We start from the raw sequence: 23,286 nt of genomic DNA, 5'->3' as shown, positions 1-23,286 counted from the left end.
ATAAAAGGGCCTTTAATATAATACAAGTGGGTGAAGCAAATAGCTAGCCCATTTTTTAGAGATAAATTAATACCCGTACATGTATATGTAAAGTGAGTAAAGGAAGCGGAAAGGGAGAGAATAAATGGCGGAAAAGAAAAAAACAACGATTGTACTATTTAGTGGTGAGTATGATAAAGCAATGGCTGCTTATATTATCGCAAATGGGGCTGCTGCATATGATCATGAAGTAACTATTTTTCATACCTTTTGGGGTTTGAATGCTCTTCGAAAAGATGAACAGATCACTGTAAATAAAGGTTTTATGGAAAAAATGTTTGGCAAATTTATGCCAAGAGGTGCTGACAAAATGGGGCTTTCCAATATGAATTATTTGGGAATGGGCCCGAAAATGATTAAGAAGGTAATTAAAAAGCATAATGCCATGCCATTGCCAGATCTAATTGATCTTGCGAAAGAGTTAGATGTTAAGTTAATCGCTTGTACAATGACAATGGATTTACTGGGTATTGAACAAAAGGAAATGATGGATGGTGTTGATTACGGTGGAGTTGCTGCATATATAGGTGATGCAGAGGATGGAAATATTAATTTATTTATTTAAAAAATTTTACCTTTACTAATACCTATAGGGGTAAAGAATAATACGAAACGGAGGCTGTTTAAAATGAAAGAAATTACTACAACAGAACTAGCAAAAAAGATGGAAACCGAAAAGGGGTTAAGCATTATCGATGTTAGAGAAGATGAGGAAGTAGCACAGGGAATGATTCCTGGGGCAAAGCATATTCGATTAAGTGAAATACCTGAACGAGTGAATGAAATGGATAAGAATGAACATCACTTTATTGTGTGTCGGTCAGGCGGCAGAAGCGGGAAAGCTTGTGAATTTCTTATTAGTCAAGGCTATGAGGTAACCAATGTTGCTGGCGGTATGCTTGATTGGAATGGAGAAGTAAAGAAATAGGAGGATGAACATGAATATTCAAGTAGATGAAATATTAGATGCAAAAGGATTAGCATGTCCGATGCCAATTGTGAGAACGAAGAAAGCAATGACAAACCTGGAAGCTGGCCAGGTTATTGAAGTCCAAGCTACAGATAAAGGTTCTACCACAGATATGAAAGCCTGGGCAGAAAGTACAGGTCATCAATATCTTGGCACGGTAGAAGAAGCTGGAGTTTTAACGCATTATTTACGAAAAGCAAGTGATGCAGAAACAAAACAAGAAACAAAGCACGAAGATGTGGAGCAATTAATAGATCTTCAATCAAAAATAGAAGCAGGAGAAAATCTGACTATTTTGGATGTGCGTGAACCAGCTGAGTTCGCATTTGGCCATATCCCTAATGCAATTAATATTCCACTGGGAGATCTTGAGGAAAGAATGAAAGAATTGGATAAAGATAACGAGCTACATGTAATTTGTCGTACAGGAAACCGTAGTGATCTAGCTGCACAAAAGTTGACAGAGAAAGGCTTTCCTAATGTAAAGAATGTCATACCTGGTATGTCAACATGGGAAGGGCCAACAGATAAAAACAACTAATTAATATGGAGGAATGGATTATGGCTAACACAAAAGTAGCAATTATTGCTGCAAACGGAAGTTTATTTGATGCATATAAAGTTTTTAATGTGGCGACTGCAGCGGCAGCGTCTGATGCAGAGGTAGGTATATTCTTTACGTTTGAAGGATTAAACCTCATTCATAAGGAAGCACACAAAAATTTACCACTTCCTGAAGGAAAAGAACATTTTGAAGAAGGCTTTAAACAGGCAAATGTACCATCAATTGAAGAGCTGGTTGGAATAGCTCAGGAATTAAATATTAAAATAATTGCTTGTCAAATGACGATGGATGTCATGAACCTCGAAAAGGAAGCCTTTATTGATGGGATTGAAGTAGGCGGAGCCGCTTCATTTATTGAATACGCGAAGGATGCAAATATAACATTATCATTTTAATGAAGGAGGAGATCTGATTGTCTAAATCAGTAACTACAAAAGATATAGCACGAAAAATCATTGCGAACGAAGAGTTGTTAATTTTGGATGTCCGAAATACAGATGAATATGATAATTGGAAAATTGAAGGTGGCAAAATCAGGGTTATTAACGAGCCGTACTTTAATTTATTAGACGGTGTTGATTCCCTTGAAATAGATAAAGATAATGAAATTGTGGTCGTTTGTGCAAAAGGCGGATCCTCTCAAATGGTTGCCGAAATGATGGAAGAGGCTGGATTTACCAAAGTGTATAATCTGGAAGGTGGTATGAAGGCCTGGAGTGAACACCTGGAACCAGTGAAAATTGGTGATTTAAATGGTGGAGGAGCATTGTATCAATTTGTCCGTCTTGGAAAAGGTTGTCTTTCTTACTTTATAGAGTCTAATGGAGAAGCTGCCATTATTGATACGGCAAGAATGATTGACGCTTATGAGACATTTGCTGTGGACAAAGGGGTGGAGATCAAGCACTTAATCGATACCCATTTACATGCAGATCATATATCAGGAGGGCGTGCCCTTGCTGAAAAAGTAGGTGGAACATATCACTTGCCACCGAAGGATGCGACAGAGGTTACGTTTGATTATACTGCATTAGAAGAAGGAAAAGACATTACGGTTGGTAATACAAAAGTTGTTGTGCATCCAATTTATTCACCCGGACATACCATCGGGAGTACGTCATTTATTATTGATGAAAAGTATTTATTAACAGGAGATATCCTATTTGTGAAATCCATTGGTCGACCAGACCTAGCAGGTAAAGCAGAAGATTGGGTGGGAGATCTCCGTCATACACTTTATAACAAGTATAAAGAGCTTAGCGATGAACTGCTTGTTCTTCCGGCACACTATTCATTTGCAGAGGAGCTGGGAGAAGGCGGAAAAGTTGCTGCTAAATTAGGAGATCTATATAAAAAGAATGAAGGCTTGAACGTGGAAGATGAAAGTGAATTCAGGAGAATGGTTACAGAGAATTTACCACCACAGCCAAATGCTTATCAGGAAATACGCCAAACAAATATGGGGAAAATAAAACCTGAAGTGGAAGAACAAAAAGAAATGGAATCCGGCCCAAACCGCTGTGCGGTAGAAGGTTAGAGAAAAGTAAGAAGAATTAGAAGAGCTAGCGATCGTAATAAATAGTATAGAAATATAAAAACAAATTATTTTTAGGAGGAATTTTAAGATGGAATCAAATAAATTTTTAGATGCAAAAGGGTTTGCTTGTCCGATGCCAGTTGTAAGAACAAAGAAAGCAATGGAAGACTTGAATTCAGGAGAGATTTTGGAAGTGCATGCGACAGACAAAGGGTCAAAGAGTGATTTGACAGCATGGGCGAAATCAGGTGGCCATACAGTCGTTCAAGACGCGGAAGAAGATGGCGTATTTAAATTTTGGATTAAGAAAGCATAAAAAGACGAAGACCCATGCAATATGGGTCTTCTCTAGTTAGGAGGTAGATTGATGGAATATAGTATACTTTTTTTAATAACCATTTTCCTCATTGGATTTATTGGGTCGTTTATTTCTGGAATGGTAGGAATTGGTGGCTCTATTATTAAATATCCGATGCTATTATATATCCCGGCCATGCTTGGACTGTCTGCCTTTTCTGCGCATGAAGTCTCAGGGATTAGCGCAGTACAGGTTCTATTTGCAACCATTGGGGGAGTATGGGCATACCGAAAAGGCGGATATTTAAATAAGACGTTAATCATTTATATGGGTATTAGCATTCTTATTGGTAGCTTTATAGGTGGCTATGGCTCTCAGCTCATGACAGACCAAGGAATTAATCTTGTTTATGGAATACTTGCGACTATCGCAGCGGTAATGATGTTTGTCCCTAAAAAAGGGCTCGATGATATTCCGCTGGATCAGGTTACTTTTAATAAATGGCTTGCAGCTGTATTAGCCCTTATTGTAGGTGTTGGTGCAGGAATTGTAGGAGCTGCGGGAGCATTTATTTTAGTTCCAATTATGCTTATTGTACTAAAGATCCCTACTCGGATGACGATTGCCACCTCTTTGGCGATTACATTTATTTCATCCATTGGTTCCACTACTGGGAAGTTATTAACGGGACAGGTTTTATTTGTTCCTGCCGTAATCATGATTGTAGCAAGCTTAATTGCGTCCCCACTTGGAGCAAAGTTCGGACAAAAGGTCAATACGAAAATCTTGCAATGGTTATTGGCGATCTTAATACTAGGTACAGCTATAAAAATTTGGCTGGATTTTTTCTAGGAGGTATGTAGATATGGAAATAGTACAATGGATAGTAATCTTGTTGGCAATCGCGTTTATATTTAGCCGTTTTATGCCTGCAAAAGGGGTGGAGAATATAACGTCCTCCGATGCAAAACAGAAGATGAAGGATAGAAATATTCAATTCATTGATGTACGTACCCCTGGGGAGTTTAAAGCAAAGAATCGAAAGCCGTTTAAGAATATCCCTTTATCCAATTTGGCAGGCCAAACAAAGCAATTAGATAAATCTAAAGAGGTTGTTGTCATTTGTCAGAGCGGAATGCGCAGTACGAAGGCAGCAAAAATCCTTAAGAAACAAGGTTTTGAAAAAGTATCTAATGTAAAAGGCGGTATGAGTGCCTGGGTATAAGATATCCCACTCATACAAAGAACCTACCTCTGAACGAGAGGTAGGTTCTTTGTATTAATAACACTTCAACTATTGCTTGCCTAACGGTAAATAAGTATATTTCCGACTGTTCCATCATTGCTTTGTCCCGCTACTCGGAATTTTAAACCGTATTCTGGAATATTCCGACCAGCATCTATCTGCCCCGGGTTGCTGTAGTCTGCACTATCGTCAAATAGAGGAATACGTTTTGTGAAATTATCCTTCATATTATATAGATCAGGATAAGTAATGGACATTTTCTCCGTTTTATCTAAGCTGAAGGCTGCGTCATGTAACTGGTAAGATGTCGATCCAGCGGTTTTATCACTCCAATAATTGGTGTGCTGATCTGCATCAACTACGCCTAGGAATCCTTCTCCAGGATGTTCTCCTGTCCAGTTATTATCATAAGATTCATCAACATACCAAACGACCAATCCTTCATCATAAGACATCAGGCTTGCCCCACGGCGAATATGCGCCAATCCTTCATCAACCCCATTGTGAGATCTCCATTCAAGAAGATAGTAATGGTTTGTAGTATAAGTTCCATCGTGCTTCTTAAACCCATCCAAGGTGAAATTCGGCTCAGTCTCTGCCCCATCGTTAAAAATTTCCTTATCATCTGCTCTTACAGTAATATTATCCGCAAAAAAACCATCCAAATTTGTTGCCCAATCTGTCATTGAACGAAATTGCACCTGAATTTCCTGCCCTGCATAATTACTAATATCTAATGACTCATGAATCCAGCCATTGCTTGAGCCAGTATATCCAGGGAGGTTTTCTGAAATGGCTGGATACCCATTTGGATCAAGTTGACTAGTGGTATTCTCACTAGCTAGAGACTCCCAAGTCTTCCCTCCATCTGTGGAGACCTGTACCATTGCATAATCCCAGTATTTTTCAATATTATACCAAGCATCAAACTCAAGTGTGGCTGTAGTTGCATCACTTAAATCAATGCTGGTAAACATTTTATGATCTGCTTCGTCTCCTTTACCACCATAATATTCAAATTCACCTGTTCGTGGAGTATTTAAAACATTTAGCTTATCAGGCAAATCAATGCGAACAGCATCGTTGTTAACACCTTTTGTTATTGCTTCATCAATTAAAACATTAGTACCTTCACTCGTAATCTCATCTGCTTTCAGTGTAGCGCCAGATAACCAGTTTCCACCATGCATATTCTGAAGCATTTCACGTGCATATGGACTCATTCCAGGAGGTTCTGTTCCGGGAATATCTCCGGCCCAGCTACCGCTTGCCATTACAGACCAATAGGATACTGCTTCACCAGCTCCACTATATATCGTATCATATTCATCTGGAAGACCAAGATCATGGCCATATTCATGAATGAATACGCCTGCTGCCCCATCCTCAGGCTCGACCGTGTAGTCATAGGCTCCTAACAAACCACCGAAACGATCGCTATCTGACTTGCCGCCAGGTACTGCAACTAATTGTCCGAGATTCCAGCGATGTGACCAGATGGCATCTCCACCGAGAGAACCGCCGCCGGCTTCTTCACCTACTCCAGCATGAACAACCATCAAATGGTCAATAATCCCATCCGGCTCATTATAAACGCCATCTCCGTCATAGTCATCTCTATCCCATACATCGTACTCACTTAGATCAACCTCGGGGTCTGCCCCTGCTTTCGTCAACGCTTCATATACTAATTCTCTAGGGCGTGCATCACTTCCATCAGGTGATGGAATATTTCCGCCATAATAGGCTGCAGGGTGATCTGCTGTATACCAGCCAGCTACCGTTCCATCGACGGTATAGCTACCACCTGATTGTTTTTCGTAATATTGCTTCATAGATACAAGATTTTCACCATTAGGTCCTGTGTATCCGTTTTCTCCAAAAATCATATCCTGGTAGTGGTCATGTGTGTAATTTTCATACCAGAAATCCGTTTCCTCTTTTGTAATAGAGCTTTTAGGGTAGTCAGGAAATTCTATTGCTAATACCAATACTTTGTCAGAACGAACATCTCCACTATATGTTTCTTTCTTTACAGTATCAACTTCATTTTTCTTTGCTTGTCCTAATTTATTTCCTTTGCCCTTTTTTAACCCTTTATTGGCATTATCACTCTCTTTTTTTAGGTTTGCATCAAGTCCTTTAGGGAGCTTGTCCTTTGTCTTTTTTGCATTTTTTGCCTTTGCTTGGAGAAACTTTTTCAGCTTCTTTTCTGCTTCCGCAGGTGATGCATTTTTGGGAATTTTACCTTCTTCCTTTAACTTTTCTATTAATCTATCTTCATTTGCGATACCCAAATCTATCGGTGAACCGACTTCCGTAGCCGCTGAAGCTTTGACGGGTGCGGTGACAGTGGGTGTGGTAGTTACAGCGCCAAATGTTCCAAGCCCTAGTATACATGCTAAAGTACTAGAAATAATTGCTTGTTTCTTCTTCATTTAATGTCCCCCTTATTTCTTAATAGTTTCCAAAAAAAGTTAATGAACATTTTTATAATATAATTTTTTCTGTAAATTGTAAATATTATTATAAATATTTAGCTCATTATACTTACGCTAATTCGGCCGAGTGGATATATTGACCTATTACGAAACTATAAAAAAAACCGTCTGAATTCCAATAAAATCTGGAGGTCAGACGGCTATTTACTATGCTGAAAAGATATGGAATTTTTAATTTAGGAAAGTTAGTGACTTCAGTTATATCGCCTCTTATGGATTCGAAAAAACAATCCCCATAATAAAACTTTCCAAATTATTGTTAAGTCACAGATCAGTTAATAGGGAGTAATATCCAAAAGGTGTTTGTACTTTCTTTAGGTTGCACCCCTATTTCCCCTCCATGCCGTTCTATAATAGCCTTTGATATTGCCAGGCCTAACCCAGACCCACCTGTATTTCTATTTCGAGAGGGATCTAACCGGTGGAATCGTTCAAAAATAATTTCTTTTTCGTTTTCTTCTATTGTTGGACCAGGACTTTCCAAAGAAATTTTATATCCGGCCTGGAGTTGTTCTCCCTTTAGATAAATATCACCCGGACCTTGATAATAGCGAATAGCGTTATCAAGAAAATTTGTTAAGACTTGCTGGATACCTTCCCTGTGGAGCTGTAGTTTTGCAGGAGTAACATCGATATGAAGAGCTATTTCTGTTTTATGGAACTTCCTATCAAACATCGTTACACATTGATGAACTAACTCTGTGATTTCTGTTTCCTCTTTTTCATAAAGGTTATGACTGGACAAATATTCCCATTCCTTTAAATCATCCAATTGCTCAACTAATGAAGTCAGCCGTTCTGCTTCTTGATGCAAGGAGCGGAAAAGGTTCTCATCTCCTCTAATATCTCCATTTCCGAGAGCAAGTAGGTATCCATTTAAATTAGCCAAAGGCGTACGGAATTCATGAGATAGATCAGCAACCATTCTTTTTCGATGTTGTTCATTTGTATTTAATTGTTGTACAAGCTCATTAAACTTTTTTATTAACAGCCCAATTTCATCTTCTTTTTTAACTGGTACTTGCTCGGGAAAATTGCCTGATTTCATTTGATCTGTAGATTTCATTAACATTCGAATTGGTTTAATAAAGTGTTTAGTTAAGTAATAATGCAAAAGACTTCCCATTGTAATTGTTAATAAGAGAAAGATAATCAGATAGGTTCTTAGCGTGTTATTATACTGCTGCTGCGAATATGCATTCATATTACCAACCGCATCAGCCAGTGTACAAGCCGTATTATATAAAGACCAACCTAGAATGACGGTCGCAATTCCAACTATAACAGTATTTAAAAAGGTTAATCTCCATAAAAAACCTGAAGGAATAATTGCTGAGATAAATTTACGTATTTGTAACAAATTTATACCCCATTCCTCGTACCGTCTGAATTCTTTTAGGTTGAGCTGGCGAAGTCTCAATTTTTTCTCTTAGCTTTTTTATATGTGCATCGATCGTTCGATCCATTACAGTTTGCTCTTCATTTGGATAGAGCTGTGAAATAAGCTGTTCACGGGAGAAGACGATATTTGGATTTTGCATGAAATAATATAACAGTTGAAATTCATGCTTAGTTACGTTCACCACCTGATCATAAAGTAGTACTTCACCTTTACGAGGCATAATACATAAACCGTCCAGAACCACCTTTTGACAAAATTGACCTGTCCTTCGAAGTACTGCTTCCACATGAGCTATCAACTCATTTGGATCAAAAGGCTTTGTGATGTAATCGTCTGCTCCCAAACGAAGACCAGCAATCTTATCTGTGGTGGAAGCTTTTGCTGATAACATAATCACGGACACAGTCTGCTCTTCTTTGTCACGCAGCCATGTAAGGAAGTCTTCCCCACTTAACTTGGGCAGCATAAGATCTAATATAATAAGGCAAGGACGGTAGGTGAGAAATTTATGCTGTGCTTCTTCTCCGTCAGTTGCTTCAACTACATCATAGTCATGCTTCTCTAAATACATCCGAATGAGTTGACGAATCATTGTATCATCTTCAACAATCATAATGGTTTGTTTCAAGAAAAATACACCCCTTTAATAGTCTAAACCTTGCCAAGGGTTATTGCATCTTTTCAAACTCTTGAACCATAAACTCGTAATTCATTGCGCCTAACGCTTTAAATTGGATGCGGCCATTAGAATCAATCATGTAGGATGTTGGAATAGGCTGTATTTGGTATTGATCTGCAACGGTAGTCTTTTCATCTAATGGAACGGTAAAACTAACTCCAAATTCCTTGATAAAGTCTTCTATAGCTTGTCTGCTGCTCTCTGTTTCCGTTAAATTAACAGCAAGAATTTTTACATCTTTATTTTTATGAAATTTCTCCATATCGGGCATTTCTGCTCTGCATGGCGGACACCAAGTGGCCCAAAAGTTTAACATCACACGTTGTCCTCTAAAGTCCGATAGTTTAACAACTTCACCATTTAATGTGTTGAGTTCAAAATCGGGTGCAATATTACCTACCTCCAAACCCACTGCATTACTATCTGCAGGCTCTTCTTTTTCCTGATTCTCTTCCTTTGGTGGGGAGGTTATACTATTTCCGCTATCAGTAGAAGTGAACTCCTCGTTCTCTGTCTTAGTCGAATCATCTGACTGATTACTAACCAAATCAAAAACCGCCCATGCAAACATAGCTGTAATAATAACGCCAATAATTATTTTTTTCATGTCCCAATACCTCCAATTATCCTAGTTTCGTTAACCATGTATCCTGCACCAATTTTAGTAAGAAAGCGGAAATTCGCGGCATTTGTCCAGTGAAGAGAAGAACCCCCATTAGAATCATTACAATTCCGCCAACCTTCATAATTTTGTCGCTGTACCGAACAATCCACCGAGTTGATCCCAAGAAGAAAGTTAGTACCAAGAAAGGCACAGCGAAGCCGATGACATACATAAGCGTATAAAGGCCGCCTTGACCCGGGTTACTCGCAGCAACTACAAGTATCGAAGCGAAAATAGGACCAATGCAAGGCGTCCAACCTGCTGCAAATCCCATTCCTACGAAAACCGTGCCAAGATAGCCTACAGGTTTATTTGTAAAACGAAATCTCTTTTCCTTCATAAATGAAGTAATATTAATCCATCCTGCTACAAATAAACCCATAATGATAATGAAAATCCCCGCAATTCGCTGGATAAATAAGCCTGATTGACCGGCAAGTAAGCCCTGAATCCATTGGCCAAGAAAAGAAACCCCAATACCCAAACCTATAAATATGAGCGATACGCCGAGTAGGAAGAAAACAGAATGAATTAATAGTTTACTTCGGATTTTCATACTTGGTTTGTCCTGCATTTCTTTTACGCTCATCCCAGTAATATAGGATAAATATGCTGGAAAAATTGGCAGGGTACATGGTGAAAGAAATGATAACAACCCTGCGCCAAATGCCAGCCAAATAGTTAGATCAGCTGCTGATGTCATTTAAATACCTTCTTTCTAAAAAATATTAGTGAACTACTAGCTATATAAAATAGGATTAAAAACCAAGGAGCCATTGTATAGCCAAAAGCTGTAGTATATGGCATGAGATAGCTTAAAAGGAGCTGCCCCGCTATCCAGCCAGTCAGTGTCACCCAAATCAATTTCCATTTAGACAGGCGATTATGTAAAATTAAATAGGCGCCTAGTAAGATTAGTAATAAAGTTAAGTACTTCCAGTGGTAAAAATTGTCCCTCCAAACAACTTCGATGAATTCATATACAAAAGAAGCTACAAGAAATACCGGTACAAAAGAAAGAATAAATGAGCTTACTTCGATTTTTTGTTTATATTTTTTGTAAGCAATTGCTAAGCTGGTAAATAATAAACCAAGATAAAGAGCATGGGAATTGCTTGGATAAGCAAGGACAGCCAGAGGATCCTGAATAAATATTCCGAGATGAAGTATGATTTTCCCCAGCCAAATAAATAGTATAAAATTAATTATCTGTGATGTAATTTCCTCTGCCTGCTTCTTTTTTTCTTCTTTTGGTAGGTCACTTATTAAATAAAATGTGAACAACCCGGCGAGTATGCTTAATATAAGTATTCCAATATTGGTTAAGATAGCAGTATATGCCATTTTTTTACTCCTTCATTTGAGCTTTGATGTACTAAGATATCTATAGCATGACAGGTAAACACTGTCTCTACCAGTATAACGAGCAATTGTGAAAATCTGATGAAAATAACACATAATTATTTTCTTTTCTATCTATGATTCACAAGAATGTCACAGATTAAGAACTCTTCCTATGTTATGCTTTGTTTGATATTGTTACTAATTATTAGAAACAGAAACATTTCTCATAATATAGATGATTTTTTATATAGTAAGAAACTGCGAACTGAGGAAACTTATTTCTCAGCTAACACAAAATAGCTAAATAACACCGCTACGGAAAAACACTGCGCTTTTCGGGGGCGGCTGATGAGCCTCCTCATGCTAACGCATTCCGGGGTCTCACCTATGCCTCATCTCCCCCAGAAGTCTCCGTATTTTTCCTTCGCTGAGGTACATTTTTTCACTTAAATATATTTTTATAGTAAAGCGCAATACAAATTGATTGGAGTGGAATGCGGCAATCTAAGACCGCCACGTCCTGGGACTGGGGCTGCGCTAACTCGTCCCACAGAAGACCTTTGTGGCAACGATTGCATGACCAACGTCCTTGAAAAAGAAACCCGCTTTTCTGCGTGCGATGTTTCTCTTAGAAGCTTTCCCTGTCCTGTTGGCCCGCGACTCCTGCCGGGCGGCAAAGAAGACACTGTGAGGTTACGAACAGATGTCGCCCTTGTACCCGGAGGTGTGAAAGCGTCCGCATGCAACGGAAATCAATGGGGCTTACCTCTTCAATATTTCAGTGAGCTTTCCAACAACAAATATATTTTTCATACGTAACTTAAATACCAAAAGTTAGTTCTCGATTTATCTAAATTTATGAATTTGTTCGTGAGTGAAATTATTATATGGTGGGAGGTTGGTTTGGTATGTTGCCAATTGAACGGCAGAAGCGGATAAGAGAATTGATTTTGGATAATCAACATATGAAGATTTCTGAGCTAAGTAAAGAGCTTCAAGTATCGGAAATGACTATACACCGAGATGTCAAGCCACTGATTGAGGATGGCTTTATAGAAAAAACATTTGGGGGAATATCTCTTCAATCCGAAGCGGACGAAAAAAAAGTGAATGAAGGAAAGTGTGTGATTTGCTGTAAAACGGTCAATGAGAGAATGGCTTACAGATTGATAACTTCTGATAATCGAATAGAAGTAACGTGTTGCGCTCATTGTGGTTTAATCCGTCACCGCCAACTGGATAAAGAAGTGGTTCAAGCAATTTGTGCGGACTTTTTCAGACATACAACAATCAGTGCATTAGTAGCATGGTATGTGGTGGATACTAGTTTACAACTGGACTGCTGTCAGCCACAAGCACTTCCTTTTGAAAGGAAAACAGAAGCTGATAAATTTGTTAAAGGCTTTGGTGGCAGAGTACTTCCATTTCAGGAAGTATCTGAAATGATTTACAACCAGATGAATGGCGACTGCTGCCATAGTGTTAATGAAGTAGAAAATATATGAACAAAAGGAGAATTCTTTATGAAGAAACTAGGTTTGTTAGGTTTTATACTTATACTTTTTCTTACTGCGTGTGGAGAAAAGATTGAAACAAACATGTCAGAAGAGGTAGCTGATTTTGAATTTACAACACAGGATAAGGAAAAATTAGGCCTTGATGACTTAAAAGGCGAATGGTGGGTAGCTGATTTTGTCTTTACGAATTGTACGACAGTTTGTCTGCCAATGACATCAAACATGGCAAAACTGCAAAAAGATCTAAAAGAAGCTGGTGTTGATGCTCAGTTAGTATCCTTCAGTGTTGATCCGGAAAATGATACTCCGGAAGTATTGAAAGATTATGCAACGAAATATAATGCAGATCTTAAAAACTGGTCATTCTTAACAGGCTATGACTTCCAAACAATCAAAGAGCTTTCCATTAAATCATTCCGTTCTTTAGTAAAAGAAGCACCTGCCGAATCAGATCAGGTTACACATGGAACAAGTTTCTTTCTAGTAAACCCTGATGGAGAAGTTATAAAACAATACAGTGGTATAGATTCCAAACAGTTAGATCAAATTGTAAAGGATTTAGAAAAGGTTCAATAATAGGAGGAGTACACACATGAAAAAATTATATTGGGTAGGAACAATCCTGCTTTTATCAGCAATTTTTCTTGTTGCATGTGGAGAAGATCAAGAAAATCAGAGCAATTCTAAAACAGACGAGGAAGAATTAAAATCATTAGATGTAAATTTCGAAGTGCCTGAAACTGTGGAAAAGGGAGAAGAAGTGGAATTAAAAGCTGTAGTTACATATGGCGACGAGAAGGTAAAAGATGCAGATGAAGTACAATTCGAGTATTGGATAAAGGGCAATGAAGATGATAGCACAAAGATAGAAGCTACGAACAATGAAGACGGCACGTATACAGCGAATGTCACCTTTGATAAAAATGCCGTGTTCGAGATATTCTCACATGTGACAGCAAGAGATTTGCATACGATGCCCAAGAAATCAGTCACCGTTGGGGATGGGGAGTCTGACATGCATCATGCTGCTAATGAAGATGGCAAGGAAGAACATGAAAGTCATAGTGGACATGAAGGTGATGGACATGCTCACACAGATGGGTTCTCCATGCACTTCAAGGAACCTGAAGATGTAAAAGCAGGAGAAACTACTCCGTTAATTGTTCATCTGACTCAGGATGACCAACCATTAAAAGGTGTAAAAGTGAGATATGAGATTGTGCCTGATGGAAATAAAGAGAAAACAATGTGGGTAGATGCCAAGGAAGATAAGGCTGGCGAATATACAGCTGAGCATACGTTTAAAGAAAGTGGAGCATACACTACAGTTATACATGTAGAAGACGATAAAGACCTTCATGAGCATAAAGAATATGATATTGAAGTAAAATAACGAAAGCAACCGGTTGTGAGAGCCGGTTGCTTTCGTTTTTTAAGCGAGCATTTTTTAAGAAAGCCAAATTTGTTAAAAATTTGTTACATATTCAGCGTTTTATTGAACAATACAGTGGGGAATAGTAAGATATGTGTAATGTCTACGGAGGAATCAATCAATGTATTTAATCGCACGGCAGCCTTATAGTAAGGTGGAGCGAGTTATAAGCAGCGCAGGCCAACAACACATAAAGCATCAAAGAATGATGTACATGTATGAAGAGGAAATCGTTACACAGTATCATACCTTTCCATTAGAGATTGTAAACGATGTATCATTTAGAGAAATAAACGGAAGTGGAGGTTTATTATACTTACATACAATGAAAGGTGTATTTACTTATATGGTAGCACAACCTCCTTATTTATTTATCCAGGCATTTAAGAACCATGTGAATCGCTGGTAAGTTAACTATTAACGAATTTGGTTGACTTATGACACAGTGTCATTTATACTTAAATTACAGAAGATGACACGATGTCATTTGAGGAGGGATTGAATGCCCAAACCAACCTTTTATAATTTGGCAGAGTCAAAGAAAAAAGTATTAATGGAGGCTGCGGAAGCTGAATTTTCAAGAGTTGCACTTTCTGAAGCCTCAATTGCTAACATTGTTAAAATGGCAAAGGTTCCTAGAGGAAGTTTTTATCAGTATTTTGAGGATAAAGAAGATGCCTATTTTTTTCTGCTGGAAGAGCATGCGAAAAGAAGACAAATAAATTTTATTACTTTTTTAAAACAGACGAATGGTGATATCTTTGAGACAATGAGAGAGATGTATTGTCAAACAATAAGTAATGCAACAAACAAGGGGAATCTTCACTTTGTTAAAAACGCGTTATTAAATATGAACCATAAAATTGAGAACACCTTCGAAAAGATATTTATAGATACGGTTATGGAAGATCACTTAGATGAAGTGAGATCTTTAATTAATAAGGATAAGTTAAATATTGAGCATGAGAGTGATCTATCACATATTATGAAAATTTTAACCGTGGTAACTTTGCGTAATTTAATTGAAACCTTTGCTAAGGATCTAACGTATAAAGAGGCAGTACATAATTATACTGCTGAAATAAGCTTATTAAAAAGAGGTTTATCCAAGTGATATGCCTTGAAATAAAGTAAGCTACTATGTGAATTATTTCACGGTAATTTTAAATTAGAAAATGGGGTATGCAATATGACTGTTAAAGTTTACGGCGCACCATGTTCATCAACTCGAAAAGCAAAAAACTGGCTCGCAAATCATGGACTAACCTTTGTAGAAAGAAATATATTAAAAGAACCATTAACAGTGCAGGAATTACAAGCAATTCTACATCGTACATTAGATGGTACAGATGAAATCATTGCTACAAGATCCAAAGTGTATAAGGAATTGGATTTGGATTTTGATGCATTATCTTTACAAGAATTAATTACAATTATTCAGAAGCATCCTGGTTTGTTACGTAGTCCGATTATTATGGATGAGAAGCGAATGCAGGTGGGGTATCATGACGATGAAATACGACAGTTTATCCCACGTAAAACTCGAGAATATGAATGGTTGCAATTACGCTTGAACAGCTTAAGACCAGCTGAACTATAAAATAAAGGCTCTAAAATATTTGTTGGGGTAAGGATAATCTTCTGAATATAAATAAAAAGCACGCAAGCTCCTTATTTGTTACACTGGGTGCAGTTCAAACAACCAAACAAAAAGGAGATGCGTGTAATTGAATTCTACCATTAATTTACCAGGATTTGAAGAGTTTACGGTTCAACATACAGAAGAAATAGATGGCGTTTATCGCTTATTTGTGGAGAAAGAAATAGAAGCCCACAGGTGTCCTCAATGTGCCACGTACACCACGAGTGTTCATGACTATCGGGCACAGAAGATCCAGCACACCCGTATATTCGGAAGACGGGCACATGTTTTTTATCGAAAAAGAAGATATGTGTGTAGGGGAGGTTGCGGCAAACGTTTCTATGAGGATAATTCCTTTGTAGAGCGTTATCAACGATATTCTAAAGAGTTCAGCCAAGCGCTTGCCATGGAACTGGTTCATGGGAAGAACTTTAAAGATATGGCCCAACGATTTGATACGTCTCCAACCACGGTGATGCGCCGATTTGATGCCATTGCCGCGCCCATGTTGGAAGAAACAAGAGAATTGCCGGAAGTTATATCCATTGATGAGTATAAAGGGGACGCGGGCGGTGAAAAGTATCAAACGATTATTGCGGATCCCATTAATCATAAACCATTGGAGATTCTCCCGGACCGTAAAAAGGAAACGGTGAAGGAATACCTGCATAAGCACGGCGCGAAGGTCACTATTGTGGTGATGGACATGAGTCCCTCCTTTAAGGCAGCAGTAGACCAGGCCCTAAATAACCCAATTGTAGTTGCCGATCGTTTTCATTTCACGCGTTACATTTATTGGGCTTTAGAAAGAGTAAGACGCCAGGAACAGAACGCCTTTGATGATTATGATCGTAAAAAGTGTAAACGAATGAAGCATGTTTTTAATAAACATCCGGAAGATTTAACAGATAAGCAGCACTGGTATTTACAACGTTACTTGGATAAATCAGCTTATTTGGAAAGAGCTTATCAATTAAAAGAAGCCTACCAATTATGGTTTAAGACTGCCAAATGGAACGCCACAACTGATTTAGAAACGACGAAGGCTCATCTATATGAGTTTTACGAACTGGTAAGAACGTCAGGCGTAAAAGAGTTTGAGAAGGCAATAGAAACCCTTCAGAATTGGCAAAAACAAATTATGAACAGTTTTGGTTTTAACCTGCATAATGGTTATATTGAGGGGATTAATAATCAAACAAAAGTATTAAAACGGAACGCATTTGGTTATAAGCGATTTGATCGCTTCCGTGCAAGAGTGTTATTACATCATCAATATAAACACCTGAATATCCGTGTTGCATAAATAAGGAGTGAGCATACGCTCACCCCAACATTTGACTTAGAACCAAAATAAAAGCGAGGCAGTGATAAACTGCTTCGCTTTTTATTTTTGACACTATCGTATCAAAATATATTTTAGTAGTGTACCTTTTAGAAACGGCAATTTACAATAACTCCATTGAATCGCAGTATATACATTTGCGATTCAATGGAATCCAATATAACCTTGTTTATTTTATAGTAATTATATTTTCTTCATTAGCAGAAACAGATCTGTTTCTTTCAATGGTAACTGTTTCTCCATCCTTTAGGTTTGTAAATACAATTGGAGTAATGGTTGATTTTGCATGTTTTTCAATATATGCTAAGTCCGCTTTTAATAAAGGCTGACCTTGCTTCACTTCATCGCCTTCTTTAACAAGTGGCTCAAACCCTTCTCCTTTTAAATTAACTGTATCAATACCTACATGGATGAGAATTTCTTTTCCACCTTCAGATAATATGCCAATTGCATGCTTTGTAGGGAAAAGATTCACGATTTTACCATTTACAGGTGAAACAATCTCGCCATCTTCAGGAACAATTGCAAACCCGTCTCCCATCATTTTACCTGCAAAAACATCATCTGGTACTTCTGTAAGTGGAACAAGCTCTCCACTTAATGGTGAAGAAATTGACTCATTAATAGCTGTCTCATCATTTTGCATGCTTTCCGGATTAACCTCTTCAATTTGTTGCTTGATTTCTTCCTGTTGATCTGTTTCTACTGGACGTGGCGTTCTTCCTGCCATAATATCCTGCATTTGACCTTTTATTGTTTCAGAACGAGGTCCGAAAATTGCTTGGATATTGTCGCCAACTTCAAGTACGCCAGCAGCACCCAGCTTTTTCAGACGATCTTTATCCACTTGGCTAATGGAATTAACTGATACGCGCAGTCTGGTAATACATGCATCTAAATGAGCAATATTTTCCTGTCCACCCATTGCTTCAAGTACATTAAAAGCAAGATCTCCGGTTTTTACTTTACTTGTTGTATTATCGGTATCTTCATCTGCCTTTTCACGGCCCGGTGTCATCAGATTGAACTTTTGAATAAAGAAACGGAAAATAACATAGTACACGACAGCAAAAATAACTCCTAATATGATGGTGATCCACCATGGTTCTTTACCAGGCAGAATTCCGAATAGGAAGAAGTCAATGGCACCACCAGAGAACGTATAACCTACGTTTACATCCAGCCAAGTCATTAGTACGAACGAAAATCCATCTAATACAGCATGAATAAAGAATAATACTGGAGATATAAACATAAATGTAAATTCAATTGGTTCTGTGATTCCGGTTAAGAAGGAAGTTAATGCTGCAGAACCAAGCAAGCCTGCAACCAGTTTCTTCTTTTCTGGCCGGGCAGTATGATACATAGCTAAGGCAGCAGCTGGAAGACCGAACATCATTACAGGAAACTCACCAGCCATGAAATTACCGGCAGTAATCTCGACACCGTCTTTTAATTGTTCAAAGAAGATGGTCATATCTCCACGAACTAACTCACCTGCTGCATTTGTATAAGAACCAAATTCATACCAGAAAGGTGCGTGGAAAATATGATGTAAACCAAACGGGATTAACAGTCTTTTAATAAACCCAAAGAAAAAGACTGCAAGGTAAGTACCTTCCTCAATTAGCCAATAAGATGCACTGTTCATCGCATCCTGTACAGGTGGCCATACAATAAGTAATATCAATCCTGCAACAAAGGACATTGCTGCAGTTACAATCGGAACGAATCGCTTACCAGCAAAGAATCCAAGAAATGAAGGCATTTCGATATTATGATACCTATTGTAACAAAAGGCAGCAATTAACCCGACGATAATCCCGCCAAACACACCGGTTTGTAATGTAGGTATTCCTAACACCGATGCAAAGCCTGGGTCATTTTCGAGCATGTCAGGTGATACACCAATCCAGGAACTCATCACCTGATTTAAAACTAAGTAACCTACAAGTGCGGCTAGACCAGCGGCTCCATCGCCAGCAAGACCGATAGCAACACCAATGGCGAAAATAAGTGCAAGATTACCAAAGATAACGCCACCAGCATCTTCCATTACCGTGGCTAGTAATTGAACCCAATCTGCCCCTAGAAAAGGAAGATAATTAAGCATTGTCTCCTGTTGGGCAGCATTACCCAGCCCGAGCAGAAGGCCGGCAGCGGGTAGTAAAGCGACAGGCAACATAAGTGCTTTACCCACTTTTTGCAGAACGCCAAAAGCTTTCTTAAACATTGTAAAACCTCCTAAGTAATAGATAAGCTTATTTAAGCAACAAAAAAAGGCATGAGCAGAATTGACAAAATGCAGATAGGGGATAGTTTTCCCAAATCTGTTTTTTTCATCAAATCATCTACTCATGCCTGATCGAGTCAGTAACACGTAAGACTATTATTATTCATATTTATTTGTTAATCGTTGCAGATGCATCGTTAAATAAACTGCCTCCGCATCAAACACAGGTTTTTTTAAAGTTTGTTGCATAATCTTAATAAGCTTCCATGCTAAATTATAACATGTAGGATATTCCTTTTTCAATAGGCTTGCTATCTTCTCCGGTTCGGTTATCTTCTCCTCCTTTAATACACGCTCCATCGTATATCTGAGATGCCTTACCAATCGGATATAATCAATTCCCTCTCTGTCTATATTTATTTTGAGTTGGCTCTCAATGGTTTCAATTAATACAGTTACAAGCTGAGAGTAACGATTAATGTCTGCTAATTGTGTATCTGTTATGGCACTATGAATATGAAGGGTAATAAAGCCAATTTCTCCTGGTGGCAGGTTAATATCCAGGGATTGATTAATAAAGTCAACTACTTCTGCAGCGATTTCATATTCAAAGGGATAAAGCGTTTTCGTTTCACTTAAAAATGGGTTGCGAATTGCCAAGCCTTTCATTAAACGGGTGATGGCAAATAGAATATGATCTGTTAGGGCAACAAATACCTGTTCATTTACCAGTGTGTTCGTTCGTTTCCTTATCATCTCAAGAGAGCTAATAATTGTATCCATTGTGAACTCATCAATATTAGGCAAGAGCTGTTTATAGTGTTCCTGTTCTTTTTCGCTACGCAATACAAACAATTTTTCAATGGAAGATTCGGGTATTATTTCATTTTTCTTTGCTTGAAAACCAATTCCTTTACCAATGAGCACAACTTCATGTTGTTGTTCATCTAAAGCGATAAGTACATTGTTATTTAGAACCTTTTTGATTAAAAATGTATTCATTTATCTTCTGCTCCTTAAAAATTCATCATATCATGATCACAATAAACTGCAAGCAATGAATATAATAGATACATATTTTTTATCTTGAATTTAAAATAAATAGATTGCTTTTGATTAATATGGGTGTTATTATAAAATTATTAATCAATAATCTTGAATTCAAGATATTTATATATGGGAGGAAAAGAATATGTTAACTATAGGGATAATTGTTGGAAGTACACGTCAAGGGCGTAATGGGGAAGCTGTTGGAAAGTGGGCATATGATTTTGCTATTAGCCGTAACGATGAGGTTAAATATGAATTAGTAGATTTAGCAGACTACAAATTACCATTTCTAGGTGCTGAGCTGGATAAGTTTGCTCAAGAAGAAGCGAATAAATATATAAAAGCATGGTCTGATAAAATGGCATCCTTTGATGGTTTTGTATTTGTAACACCAGAATATAATCATGCAACTTCAGCTATTCTTAAAAATGCGCTTGACCACCTAAATCCGGAACTAAACAATAAAGCTGCAGGCTTCGTTTCTTATGGTAGTTTGGGAGGGGCAAGAGCTATTGAGAATCTTCGTCTCATTTTAGGAGAATTACAGGTTGCGGATGTTCGCACCGCTGTTACCTTTTCTTTAATGACTGACTTCGAAAATATGAGTATCTTCCAACCGGCAGAATATCACGCAGCAAATGCTAACCAAATGCTTGATCAGGTTATAGCTTGGAGTACAGCACTAAAATCAATTCGTGGGTAAAGCTAACATTAGAGAGTCTTGAAATCTATAAAAGATTTCAAGACTTTTTTTATGTGAAGAGACAGGGGAATCGGCAGTAAAGCGAGCTAATCCGCCGCAGAAAGGTTTAATCGGCAGCAGTTGAATAAGCTTTTCATAGATAAGGTCCTGAAAGAGAATTTTACATTGATACAGTTCAATGTTTTTCCTGCTCCGTGCGAAAGTAATTGACTTTGTCTGAATTTTTATTATATACTATATTCAACAAGGTTGAATAATAAGAAACAGAAGTGAATATAAATATAGTAATTAATAAAAAGCAAATTATTAAAGTAAACTCCGCTAATGAAAGCGCAATCATATAGTGAGATATGAGGAGGATTATAAATGGGACGATGGCCAGATCTTGTACAAATAAAAGAAGTAGGCCCGCGTGATGGCTTGCAAAACGAAAAGAAAATTATTTCCACTGCAGATAAGGTGAACTGGATTAATATGCTTTCAGAATCAGGAGTGAAAGAAATTGAATACTCCTCATTTGTCCATCCGAAATGGGTACCGGCATTATCTGATGCACATGAAGTTGGCCGCAAAATTAAACGGAAGCCAGGAGTGAAATATTCTGCACTTGTACCAAATCAAAAAGGGCTTGAGCTTGCTTTGGAAGCAGGAATTGATGGAGCTTCTGTATTCATGTCAGCGAGTGAATCACATAATAAAAAGAACATTAATAAATCCATTGATGAGACCTTCCCAGTGCTAAAGGAAGTCATAGAAGAAGCGAAAAAAGCCGGCAAGCATGTTACAGGCTATGTTTCTACTGTTTTTGATTGTCCGTATGAAGGTAGAATAGACCCCGATGAAGTGATTCGAGTATGTGATCGACTTTTAGAATTTGGTGTAGATGATCTTTCACTTGGAGATACCATTGGTACAGCTGTTCCATCTCAAGTAGGTCAACTCCTCGAACCGATTTTAAAAAGGTATCCAAAAGAAAAAGTTATTATGCATTTTCACGATACAAGGGGGATGGCAATAGCTAACATTATGACTTCCATGGATTATGGGATTACGCGCTTTGATAGCTCTGTCGGAGGGCTTGGTGGTTGTCCATATGCGCCTGGTGCGGCAGGTAATGTTGCTACAAACGATGTATTATATTTATTACATGGATTAGGTGTGAAAACAGGTATAGATGAGAAGAAGTTCCAGGAAGCGGCTTTATATATTCAAAACAAACTGGGAAAGGTACTTCCTAGCAAGTCACTCGCCTATACAACTGCTCAACTTTAAACATTATTACCATTTTACTGATGCAAAAATCAAACAAGTAAATGCCCTTATGGCAGAGAATAGATAGATTACCGGCATTGCTAGGTATATAGATTTTAGAAGCCATCAATTGTTGATGGCTTTTGCTCTGTTTATTTTAGTTATCTAGAAAACGGAGGGGTTGAATTTAGTCTGTCTTCCTTACAGACGCATGCGCTTTTCTCAGCGTTCCTTGACGAATGGGGCATGCTCCTCTATGATTAAATCACTAGAAAGGTCTGTAGAGAAAGGGGAGGTCCCCAATAGATTTACATAATATAGGTAGAAAAATTAAGGAAGCCCGGTTGGGTAATAAAAAAACACAACAGCAAATTGCTGACGAATGTGGTATTTCTAAAAGTATGCTTTCTAAAATAGAAAATGGGCAAACTTCTTCCGCGGTAGCTACTTTATCAAAAATTAGTGAGGCCTTGGAGGTTCCGCTTGCCTGGGTATTGGATGACCATCCCGAAACAGATATTGTCATGCTTCCGAAAGCAGAAAGACAATTCACGGTGGGTAATGAAAGTATGGGTTACTCTTATGAGTTATTGGCTAATCGTTCGAAATTTTCCAGTATTGAACCAACCATAGTACATGTTACCCCTAAAGATGATAATCTGCGGCATGAACCATACACCCATTCACAGGAAGAGTTTATTTACATTCTGGATGGCTCGATCTATCTATTGTACGATGGGGAGAAGCATTTTATGGAAGCAGGAGATTCTGCATATTTTAAAGGAACAAAGCCTCATTTATTTGTCCCCGTTGAAAATAAAGAAGCAAAGGTTTTAACTATTTTTATATCTTAGAAAAAAAGCAGCCC

The 23,286-nt window shown here is 38.0% G+C and carries 26 protein-coding genes; 18 read left to right on the top strand and 8 right to left on the bottom strand.

Going from position 1 to position 23,286, the window contains the following annotated elements:
* Positions 1 to 124: 124 nt before the first annotated feature.
* From BME96_RS18240 to BME96_RS18205, 8 genes are all read left to right on the top strand, one after another.
* Positions 125 to 604: a DsrE/DsrF/DrsH-like family protein gene (locus tag BME96_RS18240; protein ID WP_019376337.1), complete on the top strand. Its 480-nt coding sequence runs from the start codon at positions 125 to 127 to the stop codon at positions 602 to 604.
* Between the two features lie 63 nt (positions 605 to 667).
* Complete coding sequence (locus tag BME96_RS18235; RefSeq protein ID WP_083547518.1) at positions 668 to 967, top strand: rhodanese-like domain-containing protein; 300 nt, start codon at positions 668 to 670, stop codon at positions 965 to 967.
* Positions 968 to 977: 10 nt separating this feature from the next.
* Positions 978 to 1,550 (top strand): sulfurtransferase TusA family protein, encoded by a 573-nt coding sequence (locus tag BME96_RS18230; RefSeq protein ID WP_040956720.1) that lies wholly within the window; start codon positions 978 to 980, stop codon positions 1,548 to 1,550.
* A 20-nt stretch (positions 1,551 to 1,570) separates the two neighbouring features.
* Positions 1,571 to 1,969, top strand: a complete 399-nt coding sequence (locus BME96_RS18225) for a DsrE/DsrF/DrsH-like family protein (protein ID WP_040956719.1) — start codon at positions 1,571 to 1,573, stop codon at positions 1,967 to 1,969.
* 17 nt (positions 1,970 to 1,986) lie between these two features.
* Positions 1,987 to 3,111, top strand: a complete 1,125-nt coding sequence (locus BME96_RS18220; RefSeq protein ID WP_019376333.1) for an MBL fold metallo-hydrolase — start codon at positions 1,987 to 1,989, stop codon at positions 3,109 to 3,111.
* A gap of 88 nt (positions 3,112 to 3,199) precedes the next feature.
* Complete coding sequence (locus BME96_RS18215; protein WP_019376332.1) at positions 3,200 to 3,427, top strand: sulfurtransferase TusA family protein; 228 nt, start codon at positions 3,200 to 3,202, stop codon at positions 3,425 to 3,427.
* A 51-nt stretch (positions 3,428 to 3,478) separates the two neighbouring features.
* Positions 3,479 to 4,261, top strand: a complete 783-nt coding sequence (locus BME96_RS18210; protein WP_019376331.1) for a sulfite exporter TauE/SafE family protein — start codon at positions 3,479 to 3,481, stop codon at positions 4,259 to 4,261.
* A 13-nt stretch (positions 4,262 to 4,274) separates the two neighbouring features.
* Positions 4,275 to 4,634, top strand: coding sequence for a rhodanese-like domain-containing protein (locus BME96_RS18205; RefSeq protein WP_019376330.1), 360 nt, complete (start codon positions 4,275 to 4,277; stop codon positions 4,632 to 4,634).
* An 80-nt stretch (positions 4,635 to 4,714) separates the two neighbouring features.
* On the opposite strand, the gene BME96_RS18200 is transcribed toward BME96_RS18205, so the two are convergent.
* The 6 genes from BME96_RS18200 to BME96_RS18175 form a co-directional block, all read right to left on the bottom strand.
* Positions 4,715 to 7,093, bottom strand: a complete 2,379-nt coding sequence (locus BME96_RS18200) for an immune inhibitor A domain-containing protein (RefSeq protein ID WP_071649833.1) — start codon at positions 7,091 to 7,093, stop codon at positions 4,715 to 4,717.
* A gap of 334 nt (positions 7,094 to 7,427) precedes the next feature.
* Positions 7,428 to 8,516, bottom strand: a complete 1,089-nt coding sequence (locus tag BME96_RS18195; RefSeq protein WP_083547515.1) for a sensor histidine kinase — start codon at positions 8,514 to 8,516, stop codon at positions 7,428 to 7,430.
* Positions 8,500 to 9,186 (bottom strand): response regulator transcription factor, encoded by a 687-nt coding sequence (locus tag BME96_RS18190; protein ID WP_071649832.1) that lies wholly within the window; start codon positions 9,184 to 9,186, stop codon positions 8,500 to 8,502. The genes BME96_RS18195 and BME96_RS18190 overlap by 17 nt, the downstream gene beginning before the upstream one ends.
* 40 nt (positions 9,187 to 9,226) lie before the next feature.
* The gene (locus BME96_RS18185) at positions 9,227 to 9,844 is read right to left on the bottom strand and encodes a TlpA disulfide reductase family protein (protein ID WP_071649831.1); all 618 of its coding nucleotides are present in this window, start codon (positions 9,842 to 9,844) and stop codon (positions 9,227 to 9,229) included.
* 16 nt (positions 9,845 to 9,860) lie between these two features.
* Positions 9,861 to 10,604, bottom strand: a complete 744-nt coding sequence (locus tag BME96_RS18180; RefSeq protein ID WP_019376325.1) for a cytochrome c biogenesis CcdA family protein — start codon at positions 10,602 to 10,604, stop codon at positions 9,861 to 9,863.
* Positions 10,601 to 11,245: a hypothetical protein gene (locus tag BME96_RS18175; protein ID WP_071649830.1), complete on the bottom strand. Its 645-nt coding sequence runs from the start codon at positions 11,243 to 11,245 to the stop codon at positions 10,601 to 10,603. The genes BME96_RS18180 and BME96_RS18175 overlap by 4 nt, the downstream gene beginning before the upstream one ends.
* A 908-nt stretch (positions 11,246 to 12,153) precedes the next feature.
* On the opposite strand from BME96_RS18175, the gene BME96_RS18170 reads away from it, so the two are divergent.
* The 7 genes from BME96_RS18170 to BME96_RS18140 all read left to right on the top strand — a co-directional run bounded on the left by BME96_RS18170 (position 12,154) and on the right by BME96_RS18140 (position 17,142).
* Positions 12,154 to 12,750, top strand: a complete 597-nt coding sequence (locus BME96_RS18170) for a DeoR family transcriptional regulator (RefSeq protein WP_071649829.1) — start codon at positions 12,154 to 12,156, stop codon at positions 12,748 to 12,750.
* A gap of 18 nt (positions 12,751 to 12,768) precedes the next feature.
* Complete coding sequence (locus BME96_RS18165; protein WP_019376321.1) at positions 12,769 to 13,338, top strand: SCO family protein; 570 nt, start codon at positions 12,769 to 12,771, stop codon at positions 13,336 to 13,338.
* A gap of 16 nt (positions 13,339 to 13,354) precedes the next feature.
* Positions 13,355 to 14,155, top strand: coding sequence for a FixH family protein (locus BME96_RS18160; protein WP_071649828.1), 801 nt, complete (start codon positions 13,355 to 13,357; stop codon positions 14,153 to 14,155).
* Between the two features lie 160 nt (positions 14,156 to 14,315).
* A complete protein-coding gene (locus BME96_RS18155) occupies positions 14,316 to 14,603 on the top strand; it encodes a hypothetical protein (protein ID WP_019376319.1) in 288 nt (95 codons plus the stop codon).
* Between the two features lie 93 nt (positions 14,604 to 14,696).
* Positions 14,697 to 15,308 carry a TetR/AcrR family transcriptional regulator gene (locus BME96_RS18150; protein ID WP_019376318.1) on the top strand — a complete coding sequence of 204 codons (612 nt, stop codon included), beginning with the start codon at positions 14,697 to 14,699 and terminating at the stop codon, positions 15,306 to 15,308.
* Between the two features lie 75 nt (positions 15,309 to 15,383).
* The gene (gene spx, locus BME96_RS18145) at positions 15,384 to 15,794 is read left to right on the top strand and encodes a transcriptional regulator Spx (RefSeq protein ID WP_019376317.1); all 411 of its coding nucleotides are present in this window, start codon (positions 15,384 to 15,386) and stop codon (positions 15,792 to 15,794) included.
* A gap of 127 nt (positions 15,795 to 15,921) precedes the next feature.
* On the top strand, positions 15,922 to 17,142 hold the full coding sequence (locus BME96_RS18140; protein ID WP_071649827.1) for an ISL3 family transposase: 1,221 nt from the start codon (positions 15,922 to 15,924) through the stop codon (positions 17,140 to 17,142).
* Between the two features lie 208 nt (positions 17,143 to 17,350).
* Here BME96_RS18140 and ptsG read toward each other — a convergent pair whose 3' ends face one another.
* A complete protein-coding gene (gene ptsG / locus BME96_RS18135) occupies positions 17,351 to 19,414 on the bottom strand; it encodes a glucose-specific PTS transporter subunit IIBC (RefSeq protein WP_071649826.1) in 2,064 nt (687 codons plus the stop codon).
* Between the two features lie 159 nt (positions 19,415 to 19,573).
* Positions 19,574 to 20,416 carry a glucose PTS transporter transcription antiterminator GlcT gene (glcT, locus tag BME96_RS18130; protein ID WP_040956712.1) on the bottom strand — a complete coding sequence of 281 codons (843 nt, stop codon included), beginning with the start codon at positions 20,414 to 20,416 and terminating at the stop codon, positions 19,574 to 19,576.
* A gap of 190 nt (positions 20,417 to 20,606) precedes the next feature.
* Here glcT and BME96_RS18125 point away from each other — a divergent pair, with 190 nt between their 5' ends.
* The 3 genes from BME96_RS18125 (at position 20,607) to BME96_RS18115 (ending at position 23,272) form a co-directional block, all read left to right on the top strand.
* Positions 20,607 to 21,167, top strand: a complete 561-nt coding sequence (locus BME96_RS18125; RefSeq protein WP_040956711.1) for an NADPH-dependent FMN reductase — start codon at positions 20,607 to 20,609, stop codon at positions 21,165 to 21,167.
* 366 nt (positions 21,168 to 21,533) lie between these two features.
* Complete coding sequence (locus tag BME96_RS18120; RefSeq protein ID WP_019376313.1) at positions 21,534 to 22,439, top strand: hydroxymethylglutaryl-CoA lyase; 906 nt, start codon at positions 21,534 to 21,536, stop codon at positions 22,437 to 22,439.
* 323 nt (positions 22,440 to 22,762) lie between these two features.
* Positions 22,763 to 23,272, top strand: a complete 510-nt coding sequence (locus tag BME96_RS18115; RefSeq protein ID WP_202395566.1) for a helix-turn-helix domain-containing protein — start codon at positions 22,763 to 22,765, stop codon at positions 23,270 to 23,272.
* Positions 23,273 to 23,286 lie beyond the last annotated feature (14 nt).

The sequence above is a fragment of the Virgibacillus halodenitrificans genome (assembly GCF_001878675.1).
Lineage (GTDB): Bacteria > Bacillota > Bacilli > Bacillales > Amphibacillaceae > Virgibacillus_Q > Virgibacillus_Q halodenitrificans.
This window is presented reverse-complemented; position numbering and strand designations above follow the sequence as displayed.

What these genes read in the sequence shown, in the direction of transcription:
- BME96_RS18165 (WP_019376321.1), top strand. Translation starts at nt 12,769, where the DNA reads ATGAAGAAACTAGGTTTGTTAGGTTTTATACTTATACTTTTTCTTACT.
- BME96_RS18225 (WP_040956719.1), top strand. Translation starts at nt 1,571, where the DNA reads ATGGCTAACACAAAAGTAGCAATTATTGCTGCAAACGGAAGTTTATTT.
- glcT (WP_040956712.1), bottom strand. Translation starts at nt 20,416, where the DNA reads ATGAATACATTTTTAATCAAAAAGGTTCTAAATAACAATGTACTTATC.
- BME96_RS18180 (WP_019376325.1), bottom strand. Translation starts at nt 10,604, where the DNA reads ATGACATCAGCAGCTGATCTAACTATTTGGCTGGCATTTGGCGCAGGG.
- spx (WP_019376317.1), top strand. Translation starts at nt 15,384, where the DNA reads ATGACTGTTAAAGTTTACGGCGCACCATGTTCATCAACTCGAAAAGCA.
- BME96_RS18240 (WP_019376337.1), top strand. Translation starts at nt 125, where the DNA reads ATGGCGGAAAAGAAAAAAACAACGATTGTACTATTTAGTGGTGAGTAT.
- BME96_RS18235 (WP_083547518.1), top strand. Translation starts at nt 668, where the DNA reads ATGAAAGAAATTACTACAACAGAACTAGCAAAAAAGATGGAAACCGAA.
- BME96_RS18155 (WP_019376319.1), top strand. Translation starts at nt 14,316, where the DNA reads ATGTATTTAATCGCACGGCAGCCTTATAGTAAGGTGGAGCGAGTTATA.
- BME96_RS18215 (WP_019376332.1), top strand. Translation starts at nt 3,200, where the DNA reads ATGGAATCAAATAAATTTTTAGATGCAAAAGGGTTTGCTTGTCCGATG.
- BME96_RS18175 (WP_071649830.1), bottom strand. Translation starts at nt 11,245, where the DNA reads ATGGCATATACTGCTATCTTAACCAATATTGGAATACTTATATTAAGC.
- BME96_RS18170 (WP_071649829.1), top strand. Translation starts at nt 12,154, where the DNA reads ATGTTGCCAATTGAACGGCAGAAGCGGATAAGAGAATTGATTTTGGAT.
- BME96_RS18160 (WP_071649828.1), top strand. Translation starts at nt 13,355, where the DNA reads ATGAAAAAATTATATTGGGTAGGAACAATCCTGCTTTTATCAGCAATT.
- BME96_RS18205 (WP_019376330.1), top strand. Translation starts at nt 4,275, where the DNA reads ATGGAAATAGTACAATGGATAGTAATCTTGTTGGCAATCGCGTTTATA.
- BME96_RS18185 (WP_071649831.1), bottom strand. Translation starts at nt 9,844, where the DNA reads ATGAAAAAAATAATTATTGGCGTTATTATTACAGCTATGTTTGCATGG.
- BME96_RS18150 (WP_019376318.1), top strand. Translation starts at nt 14,697, where the DNA reads ATGCCCAAACCAACCTTTTATAATTTGGCAGAGTCAAAGAAAAAAGTA.
- BME96_RS18120 (WP_019376313.1), top strand. Translation starts at nt 21,534, where the DNA reads ATGGGACGATGGCCAGATCTTGTACAAATAAAAGAAGTAGGCCCGCGT.
- BME96_RS18125 (WP_040956711.1), top strand. Translation starts at nt 20,607, where the DNA reads ATGTTAACTATAGGGATAATTGTTGGAAGTACACGTCAAGGGCGTAAT.
- BME96_RS18210 (WP_019376331.1), top strand. Translation starts at nt 3,479, where the DNA reads ATGGAATATAGTATACTTTTTTTAATAACCATTTTCCTCATTGGATTT.
- BME96_RS18200 (WP_071649833.1), bottom strand. Translation starts at nt 7,093, where the DNA reads ATGAAGAAGAAACAAGCAATTATTTCTAGTACTTTAGCATGTATACTA.
- ptsG (WP_071649826.1), bottom strand. Translation starts at nt 19,414, where the DNA reads ATGTTTAAGAAAGCTTTTGGCGTTCTGCAAAAAGTGGGTAAAGCACTT.
- BME96_RS18230 (WP_040956720.1), top strand. Translation starts at nt 978, where the DNA reads ATGAATATTCAAGTAGATGAAATATTAGATGCAAAAGGATTAGCATGT.